17 protein-coding genes and 2 pseudogenes are annotated in these 22282 nt (G+C 39.4%); 6 read left to right on the top strand and 13 right to left on the bottom strand.

The annotated features are described in order from the left end of the window. The first annotated feature begins 7 nt into the window (after positions 1-7). On the top strand, positions 8-1177 hold the full coding sequence (locus tag E0Y80_RS17375) for a type II secretion system F family protein (RefSeq protein ID WP_156308947.1): 1170 nt from the start codon (positions 8-10) through the stop codon (positions 1175-1177). A gap of 920 nt (positions 1178-2097) precedes the next feature. On the opposite strand, the gene E0Y80_RS17370 is transcribed toward E0Y80_RS17375, so the two are convergent. The 9 genes from E0Y80_RS17370 to E0Y80_RS20665 all read right to left on the bottom strand — a co-directional run bounded on the left by E0Y80_RS17370 (position 2098) and on the right by E0Y80_RS20665 (position 14025). Further along, the gene (locus tag E0Y80_RS17370; protein ID WP_156308946.1) at positions 2098-2916 is read right to left on the bottom strand and encodes a hypothetical protein; all 819 of its coding nucleotides are present in this window, start codon (positions 2914-2916) and stop codon (positions 2098-2100) included. Between the two features lie 771 nt (positions 2917-3687). Beyond that, complete coding sequence (locus tag E0Y80_RS17365) at positions 3688-4542, bottom strand: hypothetical protein (protein WP_156308945.1); 855 nt, start codon at positions 4540-4542, stop codon at positions 3688-3690. 75 nt (positions 4543-4617) lie between these two features. Then, the gene (locus E0Y80_RS17360) at positions 4618-4869 is read right to left on the bottom strand and encodes a hypothetical protein (RefSeq protein WP_156308944.1); all 252 of its coding nucleotides are present in this window, start codon (positions 4867-4869) and stop codon (positions 4618-4620) included. Between the two features lie 204 nt (positions 4870-5073). Further along, positions 5074-5373 (bottom strand): magnesium and cobalt transport protein CorA, encoded by a 300-nt coding sequence (locus E0Y80_RS17355; RefSeq protein WP_156308943.1) that lies wholly within the window; start codon positions 5371-5373, stop codon positions 5074-5076. 11 nt (positions 5374-5384) lie between these two features. Next, on the bottom strand, positions 5385-5609 hold the full coding sequence (locus E0Y80_RS17350) for a hypothetical protein (protein ID WP_156308942.1): 225 nt from the start codon (positions 5607-5609) through the stop codon (positions 5385-5387). Between the two features lie 66 nt (positions 5610-5675). Further along, the gene (locus tag E0Y80_RS17345; RefSeq protein ID WP_197091649.1) at positions 5676-6152 is read right to left on the bottom strand and encodes an SMI1/KNR4 family protein; all 477 of its coding nucleotides are present in this window, start codon (positions 6150-6152) and stop codon (positions 5676-5678) included. A 20-nt stretch (positions 6153-6172) separates the two neighbouring features. After that, a complete protein-coding gene (locus E0Y80_RS17340; protein WP_156308940.1) occupies positions 6173-9754 on the bottom strand; it encodes a DUF6443 domain-containing protein in 3582 nt (1193 codons plus the stop codon). Between the two features lie 11 nt (positions 9755-9765). After that, positions 9766-13305, bottom strand: coding sequence for a DUF5977 domain-containing protein (locus tag E0Y80_RS17335; protein ID WP_156308939.1), 3540 nt, complete (start codon positions 13303-13305; stop codon positions 9766-9768). A 9-nt stretch (positions 13306-13314) separates the two neighbouring features. Continuing rightward, a complete protein-coding gene (locus E0Y80_RS20665; RefSeq protein ID WP_197091648.1) occupies positions 13315-14025 on the bottom strand; it encodes a hypothetical protein in 711 nt (236 codons plus the stop codon). A 566-nt stretch (positions 14026-14591) separates the two neighbouring features. Between E0Y80_RS20665 and E0Y80_RS17325 the strand changes: the two genes are divergently transcribed. Both E0Y80_RS17325 and E0Y80_RS20810 read left to right on the top strand, forming a co-directional pair. Beyond that, complete coding sequence (locus tag E0Y80_RS17325) at positions 14592-15605, top strand: hypothetical protein (protein ID WP_156308938.1); 1014 nt, start codon at positions 14592-14594, stop codon at positions 15603-15605. A 326-nt stretch (positions 15606-15931) separates the two neighbouring features. Continuing rightward, positions 15932-16179 (top strand): annotated as a pseudogene (locus E0Y80_RS20810) (tyrosine-type recombinase/integrase); the annotation flags it as partial. A 352-nt stretch (positions 16180-16531) separates the two neighbouring features. Here the strand turns inward: E0Y80_RS20810 and E0Y80_RS17320 are convergent. The 4 genes from E0Y80_RS17320 to E0Y80_RS21025 form a co-directional block, all read right to left on the bottom strand. Beyond that, positions 16532-17035 (bottom strand): HicA family toxin-antitoxin system, encoded by a 504-nt coding sequence (locus tag E0Y80_RS17320; RefSeq protein WP_156308937.1) that lies wholly within the window; start codon positions 17033-17035, stop codon positions 16532-16534. A gap of 117 nt (positions 17036-17152) precedes the next feature. Beyond that, on the bottom strand, positions 17153-17617 hold the full coding sequence (locus E0Y80_RS17315) for an ankyrin repeat domain-containing protein (protein ID WP_197091646.1): 465 nt from the start codon (positions 17615-17617) through the stop codon (positions 17153-17155). Positions 17618-18139: 522 nt separating this feature from the next. Next, complete coding sequence (locus E0Y80_RS17310) at positions 18140-19963, bottom strand: ATP-binding response regulator (RefSeq protein ID WP_156308935.1); 1824 nt, start codon at positions 19961-19963, stop codon at positions 18140-18142. After that, positions 19905-20279 carry an OmpA family protein gene (locus E0Y80_RS21025; protein ID WP_394350246.1) on the bottom strand — a complete coding sequence of 125 codons (375 nt, stop codon included), beginning with the start codon at positions 20277-20279 and terminating at the stop codon, positions 19905-19907. The genes E0Y80_RS17310 and E0Y80_RS21025 overlap by 59 nt, the downstream gene beginning before the upstream one ends. An 86-nt stretch (positions 20280-20365) precedes the next feature. On the opposite strand from E0Y80_RS21025, the gene E0Y80_RS17300 reads away from it, so the two are divergent. The 3 genes and pseudogenes from E0Y80_RS17300 (at position 20366) to E0Y80_RS17290 (ending at position 22193) form a co-directional block, all read left to right on the top strand. Then, positions 20366-21046: a Mu transposase domain-containing protein gene (locus E0Y80_RS17300; protein ID WP_156308934.1), complete on the top strand. Its 681-nt coding sequence runs from the start codon at positions 20366-20368 to the stop codon at positions 21044-21046. A gap of 24 nt (positions 21047-21070) precedes the next feature. Then, a pseudogene (gene istB / locus E0Y80_RS17295) lies at positions 21071-21793 on the top strand (IS21-like element helper ATPase IstB). Positions 21794-21800: 7 nt separating this feature from the next. Continuing rightward, on the top strand, positions 21801-22193 hold the full coding sequence (locus E0Y80_RS17290; RefSeq protein ID WP_156308933.1) for a hypothetical protein: 393 nt from the start codon (positions 21801-21803) through the stop codon (positions 22191-22193). Positions 22194-22282: the final 89 nt, after the last annotated feature.

Genomic DNA, 22282 nt, shown 5'->3' with positions numbered 1-22282 from the left:
TCTTATTATGTCGAAGGTCAATATCTCACGGTACAAAAAAGTTCAGCACCGCTTGTCCAAACCAAATCCAAAGGGGACTCATCGTAAAACTGAAGGCAAATTTGACCTCATCGAATTTCTTAATAGGGATATCAGCTTTGGAAACAAGCAGCTATCGGATAAAAGAAAAGAAGAATTCTATCTTGAATTTAGCACGCTACTCTTATCAGGAATCGATATTCGAACTGCATTTGATTTAATACTGGTTGATCAAAAGAATAAAAAAGGAAGATCGGTCTTTGAACAGATTAAAGAGGACGTCATTACGGGATTCAGCCTCTCGGAAGCCATTAATAAAAGCAATAAATTTAGTTCTTATGAAGTGCACAGTATTAAAATAGGGGAAGAAACGGGGAAAATTGGCGATATACTCCAAGAGTTGGCACTTTATTTCAAAAGCAGGATCTCTCAACGCAGAAAAATCGTTTCCGCCCTCACCTACCCCCTTATCGTTCTTCTGACCTCCTTTGGAGCCGTATTCTTTATGCTGAAATTTGTCGTGCCGATGTTTGCCGATGTATTTAAGAAATTTGGGGGAGAACTTCCCTGGGTGACGCAGTTTATCCTCAATATTTCAGAGCTGATAGATGCCACGTTCTATTTAAACATTCTAGTATTTGCATCCATAATATTCATTTTATATTACAGTCAGAACAAACTATGGTTCCGCAAATGGTCATCATGGATCATTTTAAGGATTCCGTTTGTCAATGATATCGTAAAAAAAATCCACTTGGCGCGATTTGCCAATACGATGAGGCTATTGATCAGTACGAATATTCCTTTGATTCAAGCTATTCAACTGCTCCAACAAATGACCGAATTCTATCCCATACAGGTTTCCCTGGATAAAATTGAACAATCGATACTTCATGGTCAAAGCCTCCATTCCAGCTTGGAAAAGTTCGACTTTTATCCAAAGAAAATGATTCAGTTGATTAAGGTCGGGGAAGAAGTCAATAGGCTGGATTTCTTTTTTGAAAAAATATCACATCAGTACACTGAGGAAATTGAGTATAAAACCTCAACCATATCAACGGTTATGGAGCCGTTGATCATTATCTTTCTGGGCTTGGTAGTTGGATTGATTTTAGTAGCGATGTATCTGCCGATGTTCCAAATGAGCAGCAGCTTTTAAGTTATTTTGGAATTAGAAACAATCTGTCCCCTCGATCAAATAATTCTACATGCATATCCATAATTATAATTCACTATTTTATCCGATCTCGCTGCCGCCCACAGGCAGGCTTGAATTTGGAACGCATCATTCCGTCATAGGTTAGAATGTTTAGATACAGTATTTCCCTTACTGGAAATATGGTTATTAATCCCAAATGAGTCCTTAACAACATTAAAGCAATTATGCAATTACAACTGAGAAAGAATAAAATGAGCATTTCTTTCTTTCGTTCTACAAAAATTTATACATTAAATTGTTTCACAGATTGAATAGGGTTTCATTTAGAGGCGTTCTTGGAAGCATGACTATCCAAATTTCGTTGATAAACCTATGTTATTAAGGTATTATTGAACTATTAATATGACCCAACTATTTTTACGTAAACTAAACGTCTTATTTTAAGTGTTTTGCAAAGTAATAGTTAAATCATTTTGTCCTACTAAAGAACAACAAATACAAGGTATTCTTGCCTAAAAAACGTCCGTAATTAAGACAAGGCCTTATCCATTAGGTGGAAAATTTAGGGTTATTTAAAGTTTCCATTCATTTTAGAGTTTACCATGGTCATGAAAAGATCTTAACTATTCACGTTCTCAGGATAGTTAGCTTTGACTTTGTCTAAATTTCCATCTCTTAATAAGTCCATCCAATCTTGAAGGGTCAAAAATAGTTTTTCCTGATTATCCACTAACACAGAAGCACAGTACTCACCCTAAACTTCTTTCCTCCATCTTTCACCGCCCTGCTGATGCAGTGTTTCCGTGTTTCATATCAAGTCTGGCCTTAGTTGGAAATTTTCCAATAGCGGGCATTTTACGTCTACAGGGAAATAAGACCCCCTAAGAAAGTATTTCTAAAAATATTATTTAAATTCCATGCTAATTTTTCTCAAGCAATTTTATCCTTTCATCTAGAGAATTGATTCTCTCCTCTTTTTCAATCAGGTGAAGGGTTAATTCTTCAATCTTCTTTAATAGTAAAGCGTTCATTTTGCCTAAATCTATTCCCTCCTTTTCAACTGTTGATGCAGACGGTACTTCAGGAAGGTGCCCATATCTTTCGATATGGTTTTTAACATCCGTTAAGGATGGGAGGTCATAGCCATCCTGAAAGACATAATCAGGCCATGGGCTTGCTTCTACCCTGACTTCTTTTGCCCTGACCGTTCCGTTTACTGAAAGTTTTGAAGATGGATTTAAGGTCCCTATTCCCACATTACCGTTAAATGCAACCATTAGATTCTCACCGATTGCCAATTTCCCAACTTTTGTCAGCGCTCTTACAGTCCCCCCTCCATTGGGCAGGATACCGGAAAAAGGCTGTGCGCTATTCCAACCGTATGTATCGGAAATAATCGCCATCGACCCGACATCCCTGGTAAAATTGACTTCAATAAATGTTGAATCCCCATCGTAAGTCAATCTAGCTTCATTCCAATAGCCAGAAGTACTGTTGCTGCTTATAGAAATCCCTCCGGTTACAGACCAATCCTTAAACCATTCTATATCCAGGTGGTAGGGAGTTGATGAACTTCCCGTAGAATAAACGCTTACCTTACCGAAGCCCCGTCCTGATGCGCTATTGACAAAAGCGACTCTCTTCCATCCTGCGGAATTTACCGCAGCACTTACAGGAGTTTGGGCAAATCCTAAAACAGGTAGGCAAAAGGCTAAAAGCGATATTAATAATGATTTCATAATTTTGTTTATAAATGATTAATATTGGATAAATTAAAAGAATCTAATCCTCCATTGATTCGGAAAGCAATTTTATTAAAATAAAATCTCTTGAAAAAATAAATTTTTCACTTTTTCTACCAAAAAGCATTAGCAAACTTTCCTTTCTCAATTATCAGGTAAAAGATAATTTAAATATAGACTTTAAAATTTCTTCAAGGTTCTATTTTCTTGAGACGTATTTCTTTACAAGCGCATTGGAACATTCTACATTGCCTGGAATATGTTGAGTTATTACTGCTTAACACTCATTAGATTCCTTTCTTATCCAAGCTGTAAAAGTTTAATAATGTTAATTTTAATCGGTAATTTTGTCCTATACTGACATAATATTCTTCATGTCCAATTAGGCGACCGTGCACCGTTGCAAAATTTAGAATTTTCGTTGATTCACCACTACTAATTGAAGTTTAATTTCGAATTAAGGACAGGCAATATTATCAGCGATTTTGAGTAAAAAACTCCTTTTCACTTTAGCGAATATTTGGTTACTCATTTGTGTTATTGAAAAAAAACATAGGACATTTAGCAGAAGGAGCAAAATATAGTCATTAATCTTTATTGAACCGATCTCATTCAAATTTGTGAAGCGACTTATTTAACTTTTAACCAATTCCGAACCTAATAGATGCATTTTTTTAGACTAAAAGATTTGTACCGAAGAAAAACGATATACCCCAAAGAGAAATTTCCAATATCCTATCAAAATTTGAATCTTGGAAATTTAGGTTATTATTTTCCTGATTGCATCCCATTTAATCTTTCAGTGAGTTCATTTAATTTATTTTCCATGGATTCGACCTGATGGTCTTTTTCAATTAAATGAAGGGTAAGCTCCTCAATTTTCTTTAATAATAACTTATTCATTTCTCCCACTTTGATTCCTTCTGCTGCTACCTGGCTTGCTTTTGGTATTTCTGGCAAATGCTTGTTGCTGAGAATAAACTTTTCTAGATCACGAAGGTTCATTTTTTCATAACCCTGATCAAAGACATAGTCTGGCCAATTAGTGGATTCTACTTTGACCTCACGGGCCCTGATGTTTCCGTTGACAGAAAGAGACTCCTGAGGATTATTTGTTCCAATTCCAACAAAACCATTAAAGCCGACAACAAACTGGTCCTTTAGGTTGAAACGATGAATCTTTGCCGTGGCGCCAATTGTACCATTTCCGTCTGACAGAGCTCCTGAGTATTCCTTTGCGGGATTCCATCCATAGGGATCTATTTTTACATAGAGATTATTTGCTATAGCGCGAGTAAAATAAACCTCGACAAATGTGGTGTCCTGGGAGGAAGTCACACGAGCGTCACTCCAATAACTTCTATTATTGCTATTGGATTCGATACTTATACCGGATTGGGACAACCAATCTTTATACCAATATATATCCGTATATTCAGGAGCATAACTGCCCCCAGTAGTATAAATGGTTATCTTTCCAAATCCTCTTCCTCCAGACAGATGATTGTATGCAACTTTCTTCCATCCTGGAGAGTTTACGCTTATTAAGGTTTGCCCTAGTACGGTACTGGCTGACATCAGGATTCCAACAAGGAGAAATAATTTTTTCAATTTACTTTTCATCTTTAATAATTCATTTTGATCGAAAATTGCAAAGAAGTTTAAAATGCAAAAGCCAAAAAAAATTCAGGCTTTTTCTTATGCCATTTCCTTATTAAGTTCAATAATTTCTTTACTATCGCAGTTTTCATTTAATCTTTCATTCAATGATTTCATAAGTGCATAGGATGCCAGACCTTTCTTCACAAAATTTATATCCTGAATATAACCTTCGATTAAAATCCAAGCATGATCGTTCATAATTGATTCTTCTTTTGTGCCAACTCTTGCCCAACCGTCTATTTCTCCATTAAAACGTTTGTATATCTTGATTTTATCTATTGTAATCACGGTATAAAAAAAAATTGATAAATTATATTATTTTTTCCATTCAATAGCGAATATTCAACAGTCCTCCAGACACTATTTAATCTTACCCTTGTATTTGAGTTTGAAAAAAGTGTACTGAACCATTTACGCCTTTTGCATACATGGCCAATAGTCTTTGCCACATAGGTTCTGCTTGGTCCCAAGACATTCATAACAAAAGCCCGATTAAATCGGTCTTTGCTCTTGTAATTTCTCTTGCGTCTCGATTAACTTTTGTTTTAACTCTTCTGCGGTATAAAAACCTTTAGGGTATTTTATATGATCTTCTTCAAATTCGGAAAATCTGTCCGAAATAGTGCTTAACTCCGAAAATGCTTTCTTTTCAATATCAGTAAGAGTATCAATATCAATTTCTAAATCATAAGAATAATAAAATTCATCACAAAAGATTATATCGGTAATATTACCCGACAAATACATATCCATCAAATGATATAACCTTCGTTTATCGTTCTTTTCAAACATAACTTATTATTTTATTGCAGGCAAAGAACCAACGGCTTTGGGGTATATTTAAAGTGCATTATTGTAATAGCCTCTTTGTCGTATAAAACCTCTGCATTATATAGCTTGCCGTTCTTCCACATTTGTGAATAATGCATAAGCGCACTTGTTCCTTGCGGATCTTTAACTACAGACATCGGGGCTTTTATTATATCATCCAGAGTTTGTATTGGAATAGCTCTCGCTTTATCAGCCATTCGGCTTGCTGCCTTGCCCGTAAAATTAAATAACTCTGTTCCCGTTTTAGCGGCAACTACTTATATCTATGAAAAACTCTCCTTCAAACCGTTAATAAATTCATTAAAATCATTTGCCACAAAATACAAATTGGTATAATCATTATCGCCTGATGTATTATAATCTACCTCATTTTCATGATCCCAAAAATACACATACCCTTCGTCTTCTAAGTCACAGGAAATACAAATCAAATTCCCTCCAGGGTCATGCGCTATTGGTAATATATTAAGCGGAAGTCTTTTCTCTTCTAACTTATATGTTTTAATGTACTCTTTTAGATTATCATATTCTCCATCGTATATTGCCAAAAACCAATCAATACAAGACTCTGTCCATTTTCCGTTTTCGTTAAACTTAAAGACATTTGGACTACATTGTCCACCATTATTTTTGAGCAAATGTTCTTTGTACTGATTTGGAAAGCTTAAACCGACATATTTTTCAATTTCTTCAATTCGTATCGAGTTCAATTGCTTTTCTGTTTGTGAAAAAGTTACCATAATTAAAACTATTATAATTCTTAATAATACCATAATGAAAATCCTCCGGTATGACCTGTCTTAGAATGAACACCAGTTTCTACTAACTGCATTCTTCCAGTTGTTTGATGATGATGCCATGTATATCCTTTAGGTGTGGAACTATACCCTGCGGCTTTATTTGCCGCTGCAAAATCAGCAACTCTGCTTCCTGTTGGCTTTATTATAACATCACTTAAGCCTTCCTTATATAAATTACCTGAGAAGTCAGGAAAACCTGCCTTATCAAAAGGAACTCCTGTTTTAAGGTGAACCTTTCCAGCTAAATGCCGATTCCTTAACACCTTAGCTGCAAGTTTAGATTGACTTCCTCCTGGAATAAATGCTGCCAATGACAAAAATGTTCCTGTGCCATTACCCTGATAGAGATTGCTGCCAAGAGATATGGCATCACCTAATTGCGCAAGACCCGGGATTTCGGTTGCCCCAAGGATATCTCCTGCCTGCTCCCATTCCTGTGCTGTCTGAGGACCGCCCCAAGGACGATATGGATTTGGTCCAAACAGGTACTGATGTGAAGGAGCTATGTACCTGGTATACCCCCGTCCTTCCTCATAAGCTGAAACGCTAGACTCCATGATCTCGCCTAGCTGCGATCCTCCGAACCGCGAAGCATACACATGAACTGCAGGAAGCCTTACATAGTTCATATCTTCCATCGGAGAATAGAACGACTGTAAAAGCTTCAGGAAGCTACGTGCATCATCTCCGGTAAAAGTGTAATAATAGGAAGCTCCGTTCCCATCGGGTTCCATACCATTGGGGTCAATGTAAAAAATTGGGTCGTTCAGTGCATAAGCATATGGGGAAACCCCGCTATATTTTTCACCAAGTGGATCAACAACATTCCATCTTCCTATCTCCGGGTCATAGAACCTCGCTCCATAGTCCAGCTGATCCTTTATCTCCGGTAGCCTTTCCTTACCGTTGTAAAGATAGTGATTTACCCCTCCCGTTACAAGGGACTTCGTCTTTCCGAATGGGTAATAGTCCTGTTTCTGTATTATTTCAGGAACCGTAGCACTTGCTCCTCTTTTGTAAACGGACCTGACATTCCCCAAATGGTCCATATTATAATAATGGTAGGAATATGTCCCCGAATTGTTCTGTAGGTATCCCTCACCCGTGGTTACCAATTCGATAATAGGAGACCCTGTCCCTACCTTACTATATTCGATGCCCCCCAAATAGTCCCTCACGGTGGTAACTCCGGAAACGACGGACGTCTTTCTGAGCTTATTACCCAATGCATCGTACATTATGGTCAGATTCGTACCAACACCACCTACCGCTTTGGGAAGATTGAGAAGGTTGTAGCTGAAGTTCATCCCGCTCCTATCGGTAAGCGCATTCCCATTTGCATCATAGGTAAAGTTTCCGGTAAGCCCCCCAGATATCCCCATCAGCCTGTTGCTCTTATTCCCGTTTTCGTATGAGTAGGCTATTGTAGCTTGGTTATCACGCTTTAGGCTCAGGATGTTCCCCATATCGTCATAGCTCATTATTTCGGTCATATTCGAACCGTCCGTACCGTTGACAAGTCGATCCAACCTGTCGTAGGTATACGAGAATGAAGATGTTATCACCTGTCCATGTCCCCATTGCTGTCTTGCAATATTACCGTTGTACTGTGCGTTGCTAATTATATTACTATTAGTATCCTTATTATAGTCGATTCTTTGCGTAAAATTAAGAGATGAGGAACCGTTTGTCCATCCCCGTTCGTTATAGGAATAGGTAATGGAATTCAGGAAAGAATTTCCTCCATTTTCACTGTGAACCTTTTTCTTGGTCAATTGTCCGATACTGTTGTATTCAAGCCGTGACTGGATAATCTCGGTTTGTGAATTTACTTTCAACTTCGTATCTATCTGCCTACCTTGGTGGTCATAGGTATGGCTTGAGACCAGCGTCGTTTTCGGGGCGGAGGCAACGGGGCTACCTGTGTGCTCCCTTTTACTGATCAAGTTCTCGCCATTGAAATTATAGGTATTGGTCATGACCTCCATGCCGCCAAGATGGTTCTTTTCCCTAGATTGGACCATCCTGGCCTTTTCGTCGTAATAAAAAACGGAAAGCAATGGACCGGTTCCGTCCACATTATACACCCTTTTACCCGTAGTTAGTCCCTTGGTTTTATTGCTCCTTATTATTCCGGAAGGGAGAAATATAGGAGTTCCGGCATCGGGAAAGGAATAGTCATCATAATAGGTGACCGTGAGAACCGTAATTCCTGAAACTGGAAATGCTAAATTGGTATATTCGGAGGTTTGGTCCCTACTTTCATATAACTTTTCGGCCCCGCTGTCCCTATGGTTTGTGACCGCAGATTGAGCGGCTGGTCGGCTAGTGATTAACGGATTCTTATAGATTCCTGAATTAGCAACTCGCTGAATTCCATCATATTTTGTATATGACCATTCACCATTTGCTCGCTGGTTTGCATCTTGGGTCAATACCACGAGATTAGCAGAGTTGTATACCAGATAATCCCATCCCTTTCCTGGAACTTTCTTCTCCACGAGCCTCCGTTCAGCATCGTATCGATATAGATAGGCATAGCCCAAAAATTCAAGATCCGTTTCCTTGTATTTATCCTTTTTTAGGCCCGGTGGCACAACATACCTCAGATCTCCTGTCTCGTTGTATATTAAATAGGTATCCAATGATTCCGTATTGCTCTTCCATGTCCTTTTCAGGACGGTCTTCCCCTCAAGGTCGACAAATTCCTCGCTGGTCCCCTGATTCCCAGATGTCCAGTTTTCATCCTTTACCACATTCTTCTTCAGGGTACCCTTGGAATAGAAGCTCGTTCCGATCAGGCTGTCCGATTTTATGATCCATTTCCTAACCTCACCAGCGACATTTGCTCCGGTCAGGTTGACAACAGTACGTCCGCCAGAAGCTGTTCTAGCTGCCGATGGCTGCCACGCTGTCCCCGGAAATCCCATTTCTTCCACCCTACCAAGTGGACTTTTCTCCATTACTTTAACAGAGAATGGAGCGAGGTTAGGAGATACAGCTGGATCCCAGCCAGTTCCATCACCGTAAAACTTTGTCTGGGAAATCTTTGCAGAGATCTTGAAGCTCCCATTGTAACTGGTATCTTCTGCATATGGTAGGTAGACCTTTGATTCCCTTCCATAACTGTCATACTCAATGTGCCTCACAACATCGAGTTCATCTGGGCTTGCCATCACCATAACTTCTTGTACCGGCCTACCAAGACCGTCAAGATATTGTAAGGACTGATTTTCTTTATTCGTTGTACGGACCGTGTTGATCTGACCGATCTTGACACTGTCCCTAAAGGTTCTGGTCAATATAAAATTCTTCGATCGAGTAACTTTTGTAGCTAGAAGGGAGGTCCCTCCCGTAACAAAAACACGCAAAGGACCTTGTGCAGTAAAACCGCTCTTCAAGGTGACACTCCTTACCGCACTAATTTCGGTTTCACCATTATAGCTACCGACCTCTCGGTGACCGATCTGTGATTGGGCACTTCCAATGGATAGCATGAGGAAGAGCATTGAACCTATTAGTCTTATTAATTTTGTTTTCATGGCTCCTAAGATTACATACAATATTCCTGAACAACGATCCTCTTAGTTCCCGTCTGACTGAACTGAATATTGGTAAAGTTTGGAGTGGCCCCTCCCATTCCGATATTCTGACAGTGCGTGCCGCTTTTTGATGAAACAATATTTACAAAGCCATCATAATTCGCCCCGGTACCATCGGCAAAAACCTGTACGGAAGAATAGCTCCCCACAGGTATGCTGAACGTTTCAGAAGTCACACCAAAGGTCGGATAAAGATCAAATGTCCCTACATTTGGATCCGTGGACACCATCCTTATCCTCTGGATCCTACCTCCCCAGTCTCCGACATATTCAAGATTCAAGTCTGTATAGGTTATATTGTTATTGCAGGGAGCATTGGAATTAGCCGCTAGCTGACCTTCAATTGTCAGTTCCTCAGCTGCTTTTCTATCGGCGTCTGCCTGGGAAATCGTAGAGGTATACTTTCCTGCGGGGATCGAATAGGAATATGTCCCACCCTGCTGGCCCGCAGCACAGTTGTTCCTTGTAAACTGCTGGCTTTTAGAGGTGCTGAAAAACACTTTACAGTCAATTTGCTCACCTTTGTAGTTATAGCAGAAGAACTGAAGGATGTTTCCCGTAATATCCCGAATCTGCTCCAACCTGCCTTGGCTGTCATAGATATATCGGAGCATGTCTCCCTTTTCGTCAGAAACGCTGCTGATACCGATCAAATTTTTATAGGTCCTGTAATTGACTAAGGACTTTTTGAGGTCGACGTGGTCCCTCAATGTCCTTGCCGTAGAGGTCAGTAACTCATCATTTACCACATTCTCATTGATAGAATTGAGTATGCTTACTGCATTACTTCCTAGAGCGGATAAGACCTCCTGGTAGGAGGAATTACCAATACTTATTACAGGATATCTACCGCCGTATCCCCATAGCTGAACAGATGTAGGCTTAAGCTTCCCCATGACTTCCACCGGATTGCCAAATTTGTCAAACCTATTTACCCTATTCCAGTCGATCATTGTCCCGTTTTCAAGGACCTGCCTCTCACGAAGGAGCAATAGGCCGTTCGTAAGGGAGGCATCATTAGAAAATAGATTCTTTTCAAGTCTAATGGATGTTCCTTTGCTGGTTTCCATCTCCAAAGGAAAAATAACCATGTTACGCTGGGTCATCGTTGGACCAATACCAGCAACAAAGTCGAAGGGATATTTATAGCTGACTGAGATTGTCTGTCCGAAACTATTGGTTCTCTCTTCCTTGGAAAGATAGGTGTTTCTAATCGAACTATAGGTAAAATTCGTCATATCTCTAATTGGACCGGAATTGGAGTATTCAGTTACTATACTTCTGGAAAGGTAATAGAAACAGGGGATAATGGAATAATGCGCAATATTATATCCAAATTTATCCTTGATAGATTGCGATCTGGGTTCATTATCGTTATAGGGATACAGGATGTCAATGCCAGATAAGGCTTGGTTCAGGCTAGAGTTTACAAAACGCCTATTTACTGCCATATTGCTTACAGTGCTGTCGTTGGCATAGGTAAAGAGCTGATAAATATTTTCTTTTTTGAGAACCGTATCATAGCCGTTACCGACTTTTTTAAAGACGGTCTCCCTTTCCATCTTTGGTCCACCCTGAAAGAGGGTATAGACCCTGTTAGTAAATCTTTTTTGAAATAAATGTGTAACCGGCATATTGGAGATGTCGTCATCTTTGAAAATGAAATCGCGCACAGTCTTTCCCCCACCAGAATACTCGGTTACCTGATCGTACCAAAATGAAGATTTTCCGAAATCATATGCTTTATAATCAGAAAGACTCTTTATCTGTATGTTCCTATAAAAATTTGGAACCGTACCAATGTAACCTGGAATAGGCCATCCGTATACCAAAGAAAAAACCTCATCGATCATGGTGTTCATGGTGGGGATCAATTTAATTTTTGCCAAACCATTTTCATTTTTTCCATATTTATAGGATTTTTCAAACTGGAGTGTACTGCTTTCATCGAAATATCGCAATGCCCTAACCCTTAACCCCCCTCCCATCGTAGGGGTTGTCGGAGCAGTTGAGAAACCTGGGTAGGTTTCGCTGTAATTGAACCTATGCGGTTCATAGATTATTTGGGTCGCCCCTCCTGTCGGATAAATGACCTTCTCCATAATGAATGCTCTCATCTTTGTGGTATCTACTTCTCTATCCGCACCATTAATTGACAATGGAAAGTTTGCAGAAAGTGAATTTCCATATGAATTGGTGTGCGTAAGAATCTTTACAGCAGGTGGATGTGCTTGATTGACCTTACCATTGTACATTCCCCATAAATCAATAGATGGAGAATCTTTTGAAAAGTAGTTTGAATTGTACTGGAAGGAATACTTTTCGTTGCCAACCTCTATCCCATTCAATAGAAAATGAGAATAGTTGGTGCCGTTCAGAGGACCATGGGACAGCTTGATATCCTTGATTAGATAACCTTTACTATCCCTAAGGGAAATCCCATTAACCATAGGAATGGAACCTGCCTTAAAGCCGATGTCAACAGTCCCTCCAGGAAAAACAACTTTCGAAAGGAACTTTGCCGTAGGTGAGGAAAATTCTGCGATATTAATATTCCCTCCGACATCGTCTATAGTAGGATTAAAACCATAATCGTCATCTAACTTATACAGCTTATAATCCTTGACTGAAACGGTTGAACTAATTGATGGGGCAAAGGATGATATATTCTTTTCAATCCAATGAAATGCTAATTTTTGACCGTTAACAAGCTCTATTTCTCTTAGTAGCCATGCATGCTCGGTTCCTCCATACTCTTCAAAATAGGCTCTGTCGGTTTCATTATTGAGGTTTCCAAATCGATATAGAGTCCCATCCTCATCAATAACCCTTATTCCCTTGATTTGTCTGTTAGAAAATTCAAGGCTAATCGAAAGATGGTTTCCATAGGATTTTGCTACTGGAATATTTCCATTCCAGCTAAGGAAGAAATTTATAGACTTATTCGGAAGCTGTACAGTAAAGATATCCTTTTGAGGATCATTAAAATCGCTATTATTCAACTGGTATTCCGTAGAATTTGAGGTGCTGACAATTCCCTTTAACGGTTCATAGTAATCCCCATAATCCCCTAAGTTGGGGCCTCCTGTTATTGAACTGAACCTATTGCCCCAATTGCTCTGCGAGTGAATATAGCTTCCTTTGAATGGGAACTTTTCGTCCGCCCTACCAAGGACCTGTCTTGTAACCCTGGGATTGATGCTCAATTGCCAGCCATATCCGAAAGGTAGCGGGGAATCCATAATGGAAATTCCTGAGGTCGAATAGGTCAGCTGGAAGTTCATCGCAAAGGACGAAACCTGTACTCCAAACAGATCAACAGGGATATTGACCATCCCTGATGAAAGGTTGATCTGATTGTCCGTGAATTGTTTGAATTTGCTCGAGGTTGGGTTTGGCGGAATATTGATAAAATTTGTCGAATTGTTATGTTGACCGAAACCTATGATGTACATTACGAGATAGGTGATGATAAGGATGTATCTGTTCATTGCTATTTCCTAATTAGAATCGAAGACTTTCCTATCGTTTTCCTTCAATTTCTCAATTTCATGATTCTGCCTCTTCAGTTCCTTATTGTTCTCAATCAGAAGGAGGGTTAGTTCTTCTATTTTTTTCAGTAGTACCTTGTTCATTTCACCCAAGGATACGCCTTCCGACTCTATTTCCCCGGCAGTTGGTATCTCCGGTAGATGCCCGTTGGTATTTATGAAATGTTCGATATCTTCCAGACTCAAAAGTTTATAGTCTGAATGAAAGACATAATCTGGCCAATTTGTGGTTTCTACTTTAATTTCCTGTGCTCGAATCTTTCCATTTACCGATAGCCTCTCCAAAGGGTTGTCCGTCCCGATACCCACGTTTCCAGCAAGATTTTCGGTAAGAACCCTTCTCCAACTAGACCATCCAGAGGCTATAGTACCAGTTCGGTAGGAAATGCCAGAAAGATAGGAGAATGCCAGTTCATGGGCAGGACCAGCACTATCATCACTCCAGCCCCTAAGTCCTAATACGGTATAATAATTACTCGTGGGGAATCCAACGGACGTTCCCCTTTTAAATTGAGCGGTTAATTTACGACCGTAATCTAATGGAATTGTCCCTATATCCCTGGTATCAGGAATCGAAAGATAAGTTGACTGGGCGGAGACAATGACCGGAATTAAAAATATAGCACCGAAAAATAGGGTAAAAATGCCAGCCTTTAGCATAATTTGTTTGATTTAAAGTTAATAATATTCGTATTGGTTAGTACAATGGCATTCCCTTAACCATTGTGAGGTAAATATATTTACAAAAGAATATAAAATAAAAATTATTTTAAAAAATTTTTACGACAACAATTTATCAATCTTCCAAATTAACTGTAGATAGAAAAACATTCTAAAAATTAATATTTTTTTAATAAAATAAGGTTAATACACACAGGACTTAATTGGAGAAGTCGGTCGATTCACTTGGATCGGATAAAAATAAAAATGATGTTTATCCTATGATAAATCCTGAACAGTTCTATTGAACCGCCACTAATCAGTTGAAAAATAAACACAGGAAGTGAAGTGAAAGTCAATCGGACAGAGATACTAGCAGGTTCTGATCTTTATTCTAACTTTAAAAATGATAATTACGATGATACAGACCAGAGAAAACGAACACCCAATTTAGGCAAGATCAATAGAAGAAACAATGTCAATAATGACCAATGCAACTTAAATCCCGGTATAATCTTACTCTATCATTAAAAAAAATATATTTTCACAACTCTAATCAGACAGCTTTGAAATTGAAGTACCTTTCTCATAAAAAAATAAATCATTATTACTTCTTTATTTTACAAATGACTAATTTGGCATTATACCAAAGCAACAACTTTATTATGAAATTATTATCCTTTTTCTTCCTTTTTACATTTTCTATTATCCTTAAGGGGCAAAATAACGACATTTTCACCACAACCGTAACATTTCCAGCCGATTATGCAATCGGTGATTATGTTGAATTTCTTCAAGTAGCACCTCTTGCCGCAGGATCATCCGGATATTATGAAATATCTATAGCATATACTAGAGGAGGCGTTGCGGCTAGTGCGACTCACATTGCCTCTGCCAGTCATGCCAGTCCAAACGTATGGCGTGAAGCTGGAAGAGTTAATAATAATGTTTATGTCAATGGGAATAATAATTATAATTTTACAATAGATATTAACCCTTCTAATCATAAATTAAGGGTACGTGCTGTCAATACAATGGGTGTTTCAGCTGTAATTCCAGTGATAATTAAAGTAAGATCCATTAATTCCCATGTCAGTTTTAGCTCCTTAAATATTACGGGAAATTCACAAGAGCTCTTACCTTATGCTCCAATGTCTAATGATTGGGACTTAATAGTCGGCAATCTTTATTCTGGAGCAAATGGAAAACAAGCTATTAAAGTTCTGCCAACAGGATTTGTTGGGATAAATACTAGAAATCCTGCCTATAATTTGGATGTAAACGGGAAGATTCGTGCTCAAGAAATTAAAGTTGAAGCTGGAACGTGGCCTGATTATGTTTTTATTAAAGATTATAAATTAAAGCCCTTAGGTGAATTAAAAGATTTTATAATTAAAAACAATCACCTCCCAAATATTCCATCAGCTATAGAAGTCGAAAAAAATGGTGTAGATCTTGGTGAAATGAATCGTAAATTACTCGAAAAAATAGAGGAATTAACTTTATATATAATAGATCAAGGCGAAGAGATAAAAAATATGAAAGAAGAAATTGATAGCCTAAAAAAGAATAAGGATTAAAATGTAAAACTTTCGGAACTGTCATAAATAATTATTTTGTGCGCAAAAAAAATTGCGCCTTTAACATGAGGGCACTTAAAAAGTGCTCCTGAAAAATTTTCGGCTAAAAAATTTTTGAAAACCACGTAGTAAGCCCTTTGAGAATCGATTATTTAAGGAGCAAATGATAGAGGCTTTCAAATAGACAAAAGAAAAGGGCTTAAGAACATAAAAATTCATAAGACCTTTTTTAACAGATACTTTTTCTGTTCCCTCCATATCCTGCCTTTTTGAAAATAATGAATCTTTCGGTGACTTGCACCCCATCTATATAGATCAAGACACCAATGAATACTTATTTAAAGGAGATTGCTGACCTGTGCGGAATCACAAAAGAAATTAACTTTCCATATTGCCCGGCATACATACCTTTGCAACAACAATAACACTTACCAAGGAAGTACCCATCGAATCTGTTTCGAAAATGTTGGGTCACAAATCTCTCACACAAACATAACATTATACAAAAATCGTAGATCTAAAGATAAGCTTAGACATGAAACAATTAAAAGATAAGATGCAGGCAAAGAAGTAGATGTTGTAATTTTATATAAACGGACGTACCTTGGATTGGTGCGTCTGTTTATTTTATCAAGCTCTCATGGTTCTGTCAGAAAAAACAGTTCCAAACCTAAACAATGATCCTTTTCTACCAATCAACCAAGATCAAATCATGCCGGCACCAAGGTCTCTCCAAAACAACATATTCGGCATAACCATTGACAAAAACACCTCCACCGGCACCCATCGACAAAAGAGCAGAAAGAAAGGGCTTTTCAGCACCGATCTCTTAAAATTTATTTTTTCATCCCGAATTAAAGTGATCCTAAGGATAACGGCCAAGAGCAGAACCATACCTGACGCATTTTTTGAACAATCTAATTAATTTAATCAAAATCGTCATTTAATAGCTCATTACTACCCGTATAAGAAAGCCGATTGGATTTAATTTCTTCCATTCTATATCTTAATGGATCAATAAAGTTAGAAACGTCAAAATCCTTAAATCTATCCTTATATTTAAATAATATTTCCTCCAAATAAGACAACAAATTAGTCGAAATTTCCTTTCGAATGATTTCTTCCCCAAGATTAATATACTTGTCCAGTAGAAAAATAGGGTCAACAATAAGACACTCATCTTTGGTGACAAATTTTGAATATGATTTAAGAACATTTTGCTCTACTCTCAATTTATTATAAAGCCTAAGGTAAATCTTGATTATCCTATGGCTGTCGCTACTGGTTCTAACCTTTTTTGAAACTTGTTCCTGCCATTCTGCATCATTCAAGCTATAGATAATGTAATCCAATACCTTTCTAAATATTTTATCATGTTTTCCTGAACCTGTAGAATCTAATTCGTACGTGGAAAAAAGAAATACGCCCATAATAACTTTTATTTGTGAAATAAGAAATTCCGTTTTGGAATTACCCTTTTAGAAGATGTCTCAAATCCCATTCCTTATTGTTAAGCCCGGCATCGATTCCACCACCGACCATATTTATCACATCCCTGACAGCCTTTGATGAAAATTCCTTACGTCCAATGATGCATTTTCGCAAATTAATAATTCTATTATTTTCAAATGCTCCTCTTTGCCACGAAAGCTCATGACAGCCGTCCACAACGGCGTGTTTCCATTTATCTCCTGCACGTCCATTTGCTCACCTCTTTTGAGTAAATGCGCAACAATTCTGTAATTTTTTATAGCGACAGCTTTATGAAGTGCAGTTAGTTCATTTCCTCTATTATTTGCTTTTTGGTTGATGTCCATTCCACAATCCAAAAGAAAATCTATTAATTCTTCGGGTTGATATTTATGATCATAACCAAAACCTGCATATGTTATTAGTAAGTTGCTTTTATCATATCTTTCAGTCATACAAAAGTCAATACCATCTAATTTCAATCTTGCTAAGTTCAGAAGATCATTTTCGTAAATAAGCTTCAATAGGTCTGTAAAATCCATAATTATTTTTCTGGTAGCGAATTTATTGGATACATACATTAACAGCCGAAACCAAAACATATTTGCCGCGGAACGGGTGAAATTCATGTTATTAAAAATAAATCAAATCTGCCCGACAATATTTATCTTTTTCATGTTTGTCTTCAATATTAATCATCACCAAATAAATTCATTCCGGTTTCTTCACTATCAACCCGTCTGTCTCGGATTATCCATCATTCTTTGGATCTCACTATTGACGATTTGCTGTATATCGTCCTTGATGTGCCGGTAATTGCGCCGCACCATTCCTCGGTTACTTTTCTTATAACAGGAATGGGTTGGTATCCTTCTTCCTATGCTTTCTGGGCCTGATGATCATTCAATATCCCACAATGAAATGCTTTCCTTTCGATCTTCTGATCCCGATCATCCGCTATCAGCCCCCCGAATTCTGTTGTTATATCTAAGGTCCTTCCGAAACACCTACTGAAATGCGTAAATATGACCTTGTAACAATCCTTTCTTAATACAGGATATTACTTATCTGTATTTGAGGATCAGAGCAACAAACTCTTCTTCCTTAAATGGCTTGTTAAGGACACCATCGAAACAGAACCGCGAGGACGAGCTGTTCCTTTCGGTTATGTATGGATCGGCCGAATAGGCTATCACCTGGATTTCGCGAAGATCGCGGTCTTCCTTGATCTTTTTCAGAACTGTCCATCCGTCCATATTGTCCATATGGATATCCGTGACCACCGAATGTACGGGATTGCTAAATATGAATTCCAGGGCATCTAGGGATTTGCAGAAGATATATATGTTAGGAAATCCCCTGAAATAACTCTCCAGGAACAGCAGATTTATCGGATTGTCCTCTATAAATACTATTGGAAGGTCAATTGCAAGGTCCTTGAGTGTAGGTACCGTACCCTTTACCTGCCTCATTTCCATTGCATCTATCGGGATTTTAAGGGTAAATTTCGTTCCTTTACCATACCTGCTCTGTAAGGTTAGCTTTCCGTTCATCTGTTCTGCAAACACCCTACTTATGTACATGCCTATCCCAAATCCCTGGGAACCGTTCCTCTTCTCTCCTATAAAGTATTTCTCGAACACCCTCGATTGGTCTTCAGGTCTGATCCCGATTCCCGTATCCCTCACAACAAATTCGAGTTCGTGACCTTTCTTCCCTTCTATTATGGTCGAGAGAACAGTCACCTTCCCCGCTTCGGTATATTTAATGGCATTTGAAACAAGGTTAAGTAAAATCTGCCTCGTCCTAAAAGGATCTCCCATAACCTCAAGATTCTCGGGACAGCCCGGGACATAATTCAATCCGATTCCCTTTTTGATGGCCAGGGTATTGTTTAGACGGACAATTTCATTCAGCAGTTTTCCCGGGGCAAAGAATGAGGGGCTCTCCTTCAGGGCCCCGGCCTCAATACTGTTCAGGTTAAGGATGTCCGTGACCGTGTGGCTTAAGGCCATAATATCGTTCGAAACTGATTCAAGAAACCCCGGAGTCATACCGTTTGACTGTTCCCTTTTCAGCATCTCAACCATCCCTTCCAGGGAAATCAGGGGTGTCCTGATTTCATGGCTGATACTGGCCAGCAGTGTTGATTTCTCTTCAGCCATATTGGAGGCCCTTTTTCGCCTTTCCTCCAACCTTCTTTCATAATCTGTTGACCTGACCTGAAAATAAAGTAGAAAGACGAACATTCCAAGCATCAGGATAAGGGAGATCGAAAGGAGCAGGCTAAACAGACCTGTCTTTTCTCCGAGGAGCCTGGATTCTTTGAGGGAGAGTTTCCGTTTCGCCTCACTTTCAATTTTCCTCAGATCCTCCACACCGGATTTCATCTTGGAAAGCAGCTGATAGTTAAGCCTGATCAGGTCCCTTTCCTTTTTCCTGAGGGAATCGAAGGTCCCTTTCAGTCCCGAAACCCGACCGGCATAGCTCATTCGGTCCCTGCTCAGGATTCCCCGAACCCCTTTTCTCAGCATTTCGATCTGCTGGAAGTTCAGGATATGTTCCCCTTTATCCACTACCAGCGTATCTGCCCTGGCCCTGAATATCCTTTCCAGAAGGCCTGCCTTGGCACGGATAAGCGTATCCTTGGGCAGTGCACGGAAGCTGCTGTCCACCATGATGGAAAACAGGGTGGAGTCCGTCCTTATACTATCTTCTTGGGGGATGAACTTCCAAGTTTCATCCGACTGTAGGTCACCGACCCTGTCCGAAAGGAAGATCATATCGTTTGCAGATCTCTTCAGGTTAGCGAAATCCCTTAACAGCATTTCACGCTCTGCAAGATCGGATCTGCTCTGCGAAAAGATCGTACCCGAACCGGGAGACATCAACAGGGTTCAGCAGGATATCTGCAACGGTGATCACTGCCCGACTCAGACGTGGGTCGTCGTAGTACATATTGGCCACACCCCCTTTATGATACTTCCTCAACTGCGATGGATCCACCTTGAACTCCCTTACCAGAACATCGTAGATCACATCGGCTCGCTCCCTGCTCAACCGCTCGTTGATCGCCGGTGTCCCCGTACCCCTGTCTGCATATCCGGTGATGGTATAGACAAATTCAGGGTTGGTTTCTTTGATCAGCTTTGAAAAGAAGCCCAGGTTGACCCTCGCCTCATTGCTGACCGTACTCCGATTGATGGGGAATGTAACCAGGATCGGAGCAGCGAGCTTGTCCTTTACGCAATCAGTTGTTCTTCTCCCTGGGTGATCTCAATATAGCCATTATGGATAAGGTACGTCAGCATAATCAGACACGAATGCAGCGGGAACCTGTCAGCCGTCAAGAGCGGTTTCTTGCAGATGAAAAGCACTTACTTAAAGCCCTGCCCGAGAAACTCTTTGAAAAGCGATATTATGCGGAGGTGGTTGTTGCCTCCAATAATTGTGTTTTGCTTGCAAGAGATAACAGATATTATTCTGTGCCTTTTCAGTATATCGGTAAAAAAACACAGGTCATCTATACCCGGACATTGGTCAACATCTATTGTGAAGGGAAACAGATCGCAACCCATCCTCGCGAAATCGGTGCTGGATACACTACCCGTTTTGAGCACTTTGCCTCCAATAACGGACATCAGATGAGACGAAGTCCGGACTACTACATCGGCCTAGCTGCACAGCGATCTGCCGGACTGACCCGACTGATCAAACGGATCTTTGATATGGAAAAGACACCTGAGCTCGCTTTCCGAACCTGTGATGGACTGCTTAATCTACAGCGTAAGACCCAGCCGGATGTGTTTGAAGAGGCTTGTGAAATCGCATACAACAATGATCTGCTGGGATACAAACGGGTAGCCGGTATAATACGGCAGTGTGCACTTGCCACGATGCAGCACACCATACAACAAACGACACTATTGCCAGAACATGAAAACATCCGAGGTAAGGGGTATTACAATTAACATCAATAAAATCAAACTAAAAAAATGGAAGAACAAAAGTCAAAATTACAGACACTGCGACTATCGGGCATGGCCGCTTGCCTACAAACACATTATGAAACACGAAAAGTACACGAACTTTCTCTAATCGATGGTCTGCAGATGCTCATTCAGGCCGAAAGTGATGTGAGATGGAACAACCGCTACGACCGATTGCTCAAGAACGCAAACTTTCGTTATACCGCGTCCTTAGAACAGATAGATACCGGAGGACAATGAGGAATTGATCCAGGTATGCTCAGTACACTCGCCGTTGGCAATTATATCAAAAATGGAGAGTCCATCTTGATAACCGGAGCCACGGGTGTGGGCAAATCTATGCAGCTGGCAACAGCATTCGGCCACCAAGCTTGCAGGCAGGGATACTCCGTGACATATTACAATACGAAAAAATTACTGCCCGCACTAAAAATTGCCAGATTGGAGGGAGCTCTGATAAAAAGGCTGGAAAAACTCGCTAAAACTGATCTGCTCATCCTTGATGACTTCGGCTTAACGACCTTAGATGGGCAACAACAGAATGATATGATGGAAATAATCGAGGACCGGCATGCTCGTAGATCCACAATTTTTGTCAGTCAGTTACCTGTGGCTGCATGGTACGACGTCTTTCCCGAACAAACAATCGCAGATGCCATACTCGACAGAATTGTGCATACGGCACATAGGTTTACTATTAAAGGAGAAAGCTTACGTAAAAAAAAGTAACTTTGTCATGCTAAACAAGAAGCACAGTCACGAAAATTGGGGGCATATGACTGGAAATCCTGGGTGCATATCTCCGGAATATACACATACCACGGAGATTAAACTATGTTGGAAAAAATCAATAGGAATTTGGGTAGATAAAAATGAATTTTCAGGTTTGGTATTGACTCATAAATCTGTGAATTACTTAAAAGTTATTGAACAAGACAAAAATAGCACCTTTGATGATTATGCTTATTTAGGTGAAATTACATTTTCCTCTTCGACATTGAGAGAAATGAATGATTGTATTATTCCGAAATCAAAACCAGACGAGAAAGACGACATTCTCTATCTTTTTGAAAATGGAGTAAGAATCAGAATTCATTGTGGGCAGATAAAATTGAATTTTCAAATATGACAAAACTACCTTCATCTCTTCCTCATTAAATTTTCAACCCATCCAAGAAAAACAAAATTGAATTTATGATTTCACTTCTATCATCACCA

It is taken from the genome of Sphingobacterium endophyticum (genome assembly GCF_009733535.1).
Lineage (GTDB): Bacteria > Bacteroidota > Bacteroidia > Sphingobacteriales > Sphingobacteriaceae > Sphingobacterium > Sphingobacterium endophyticum.
This window is presented reverse-complemented; position numbering and strand designations above follow the sequence as displayed.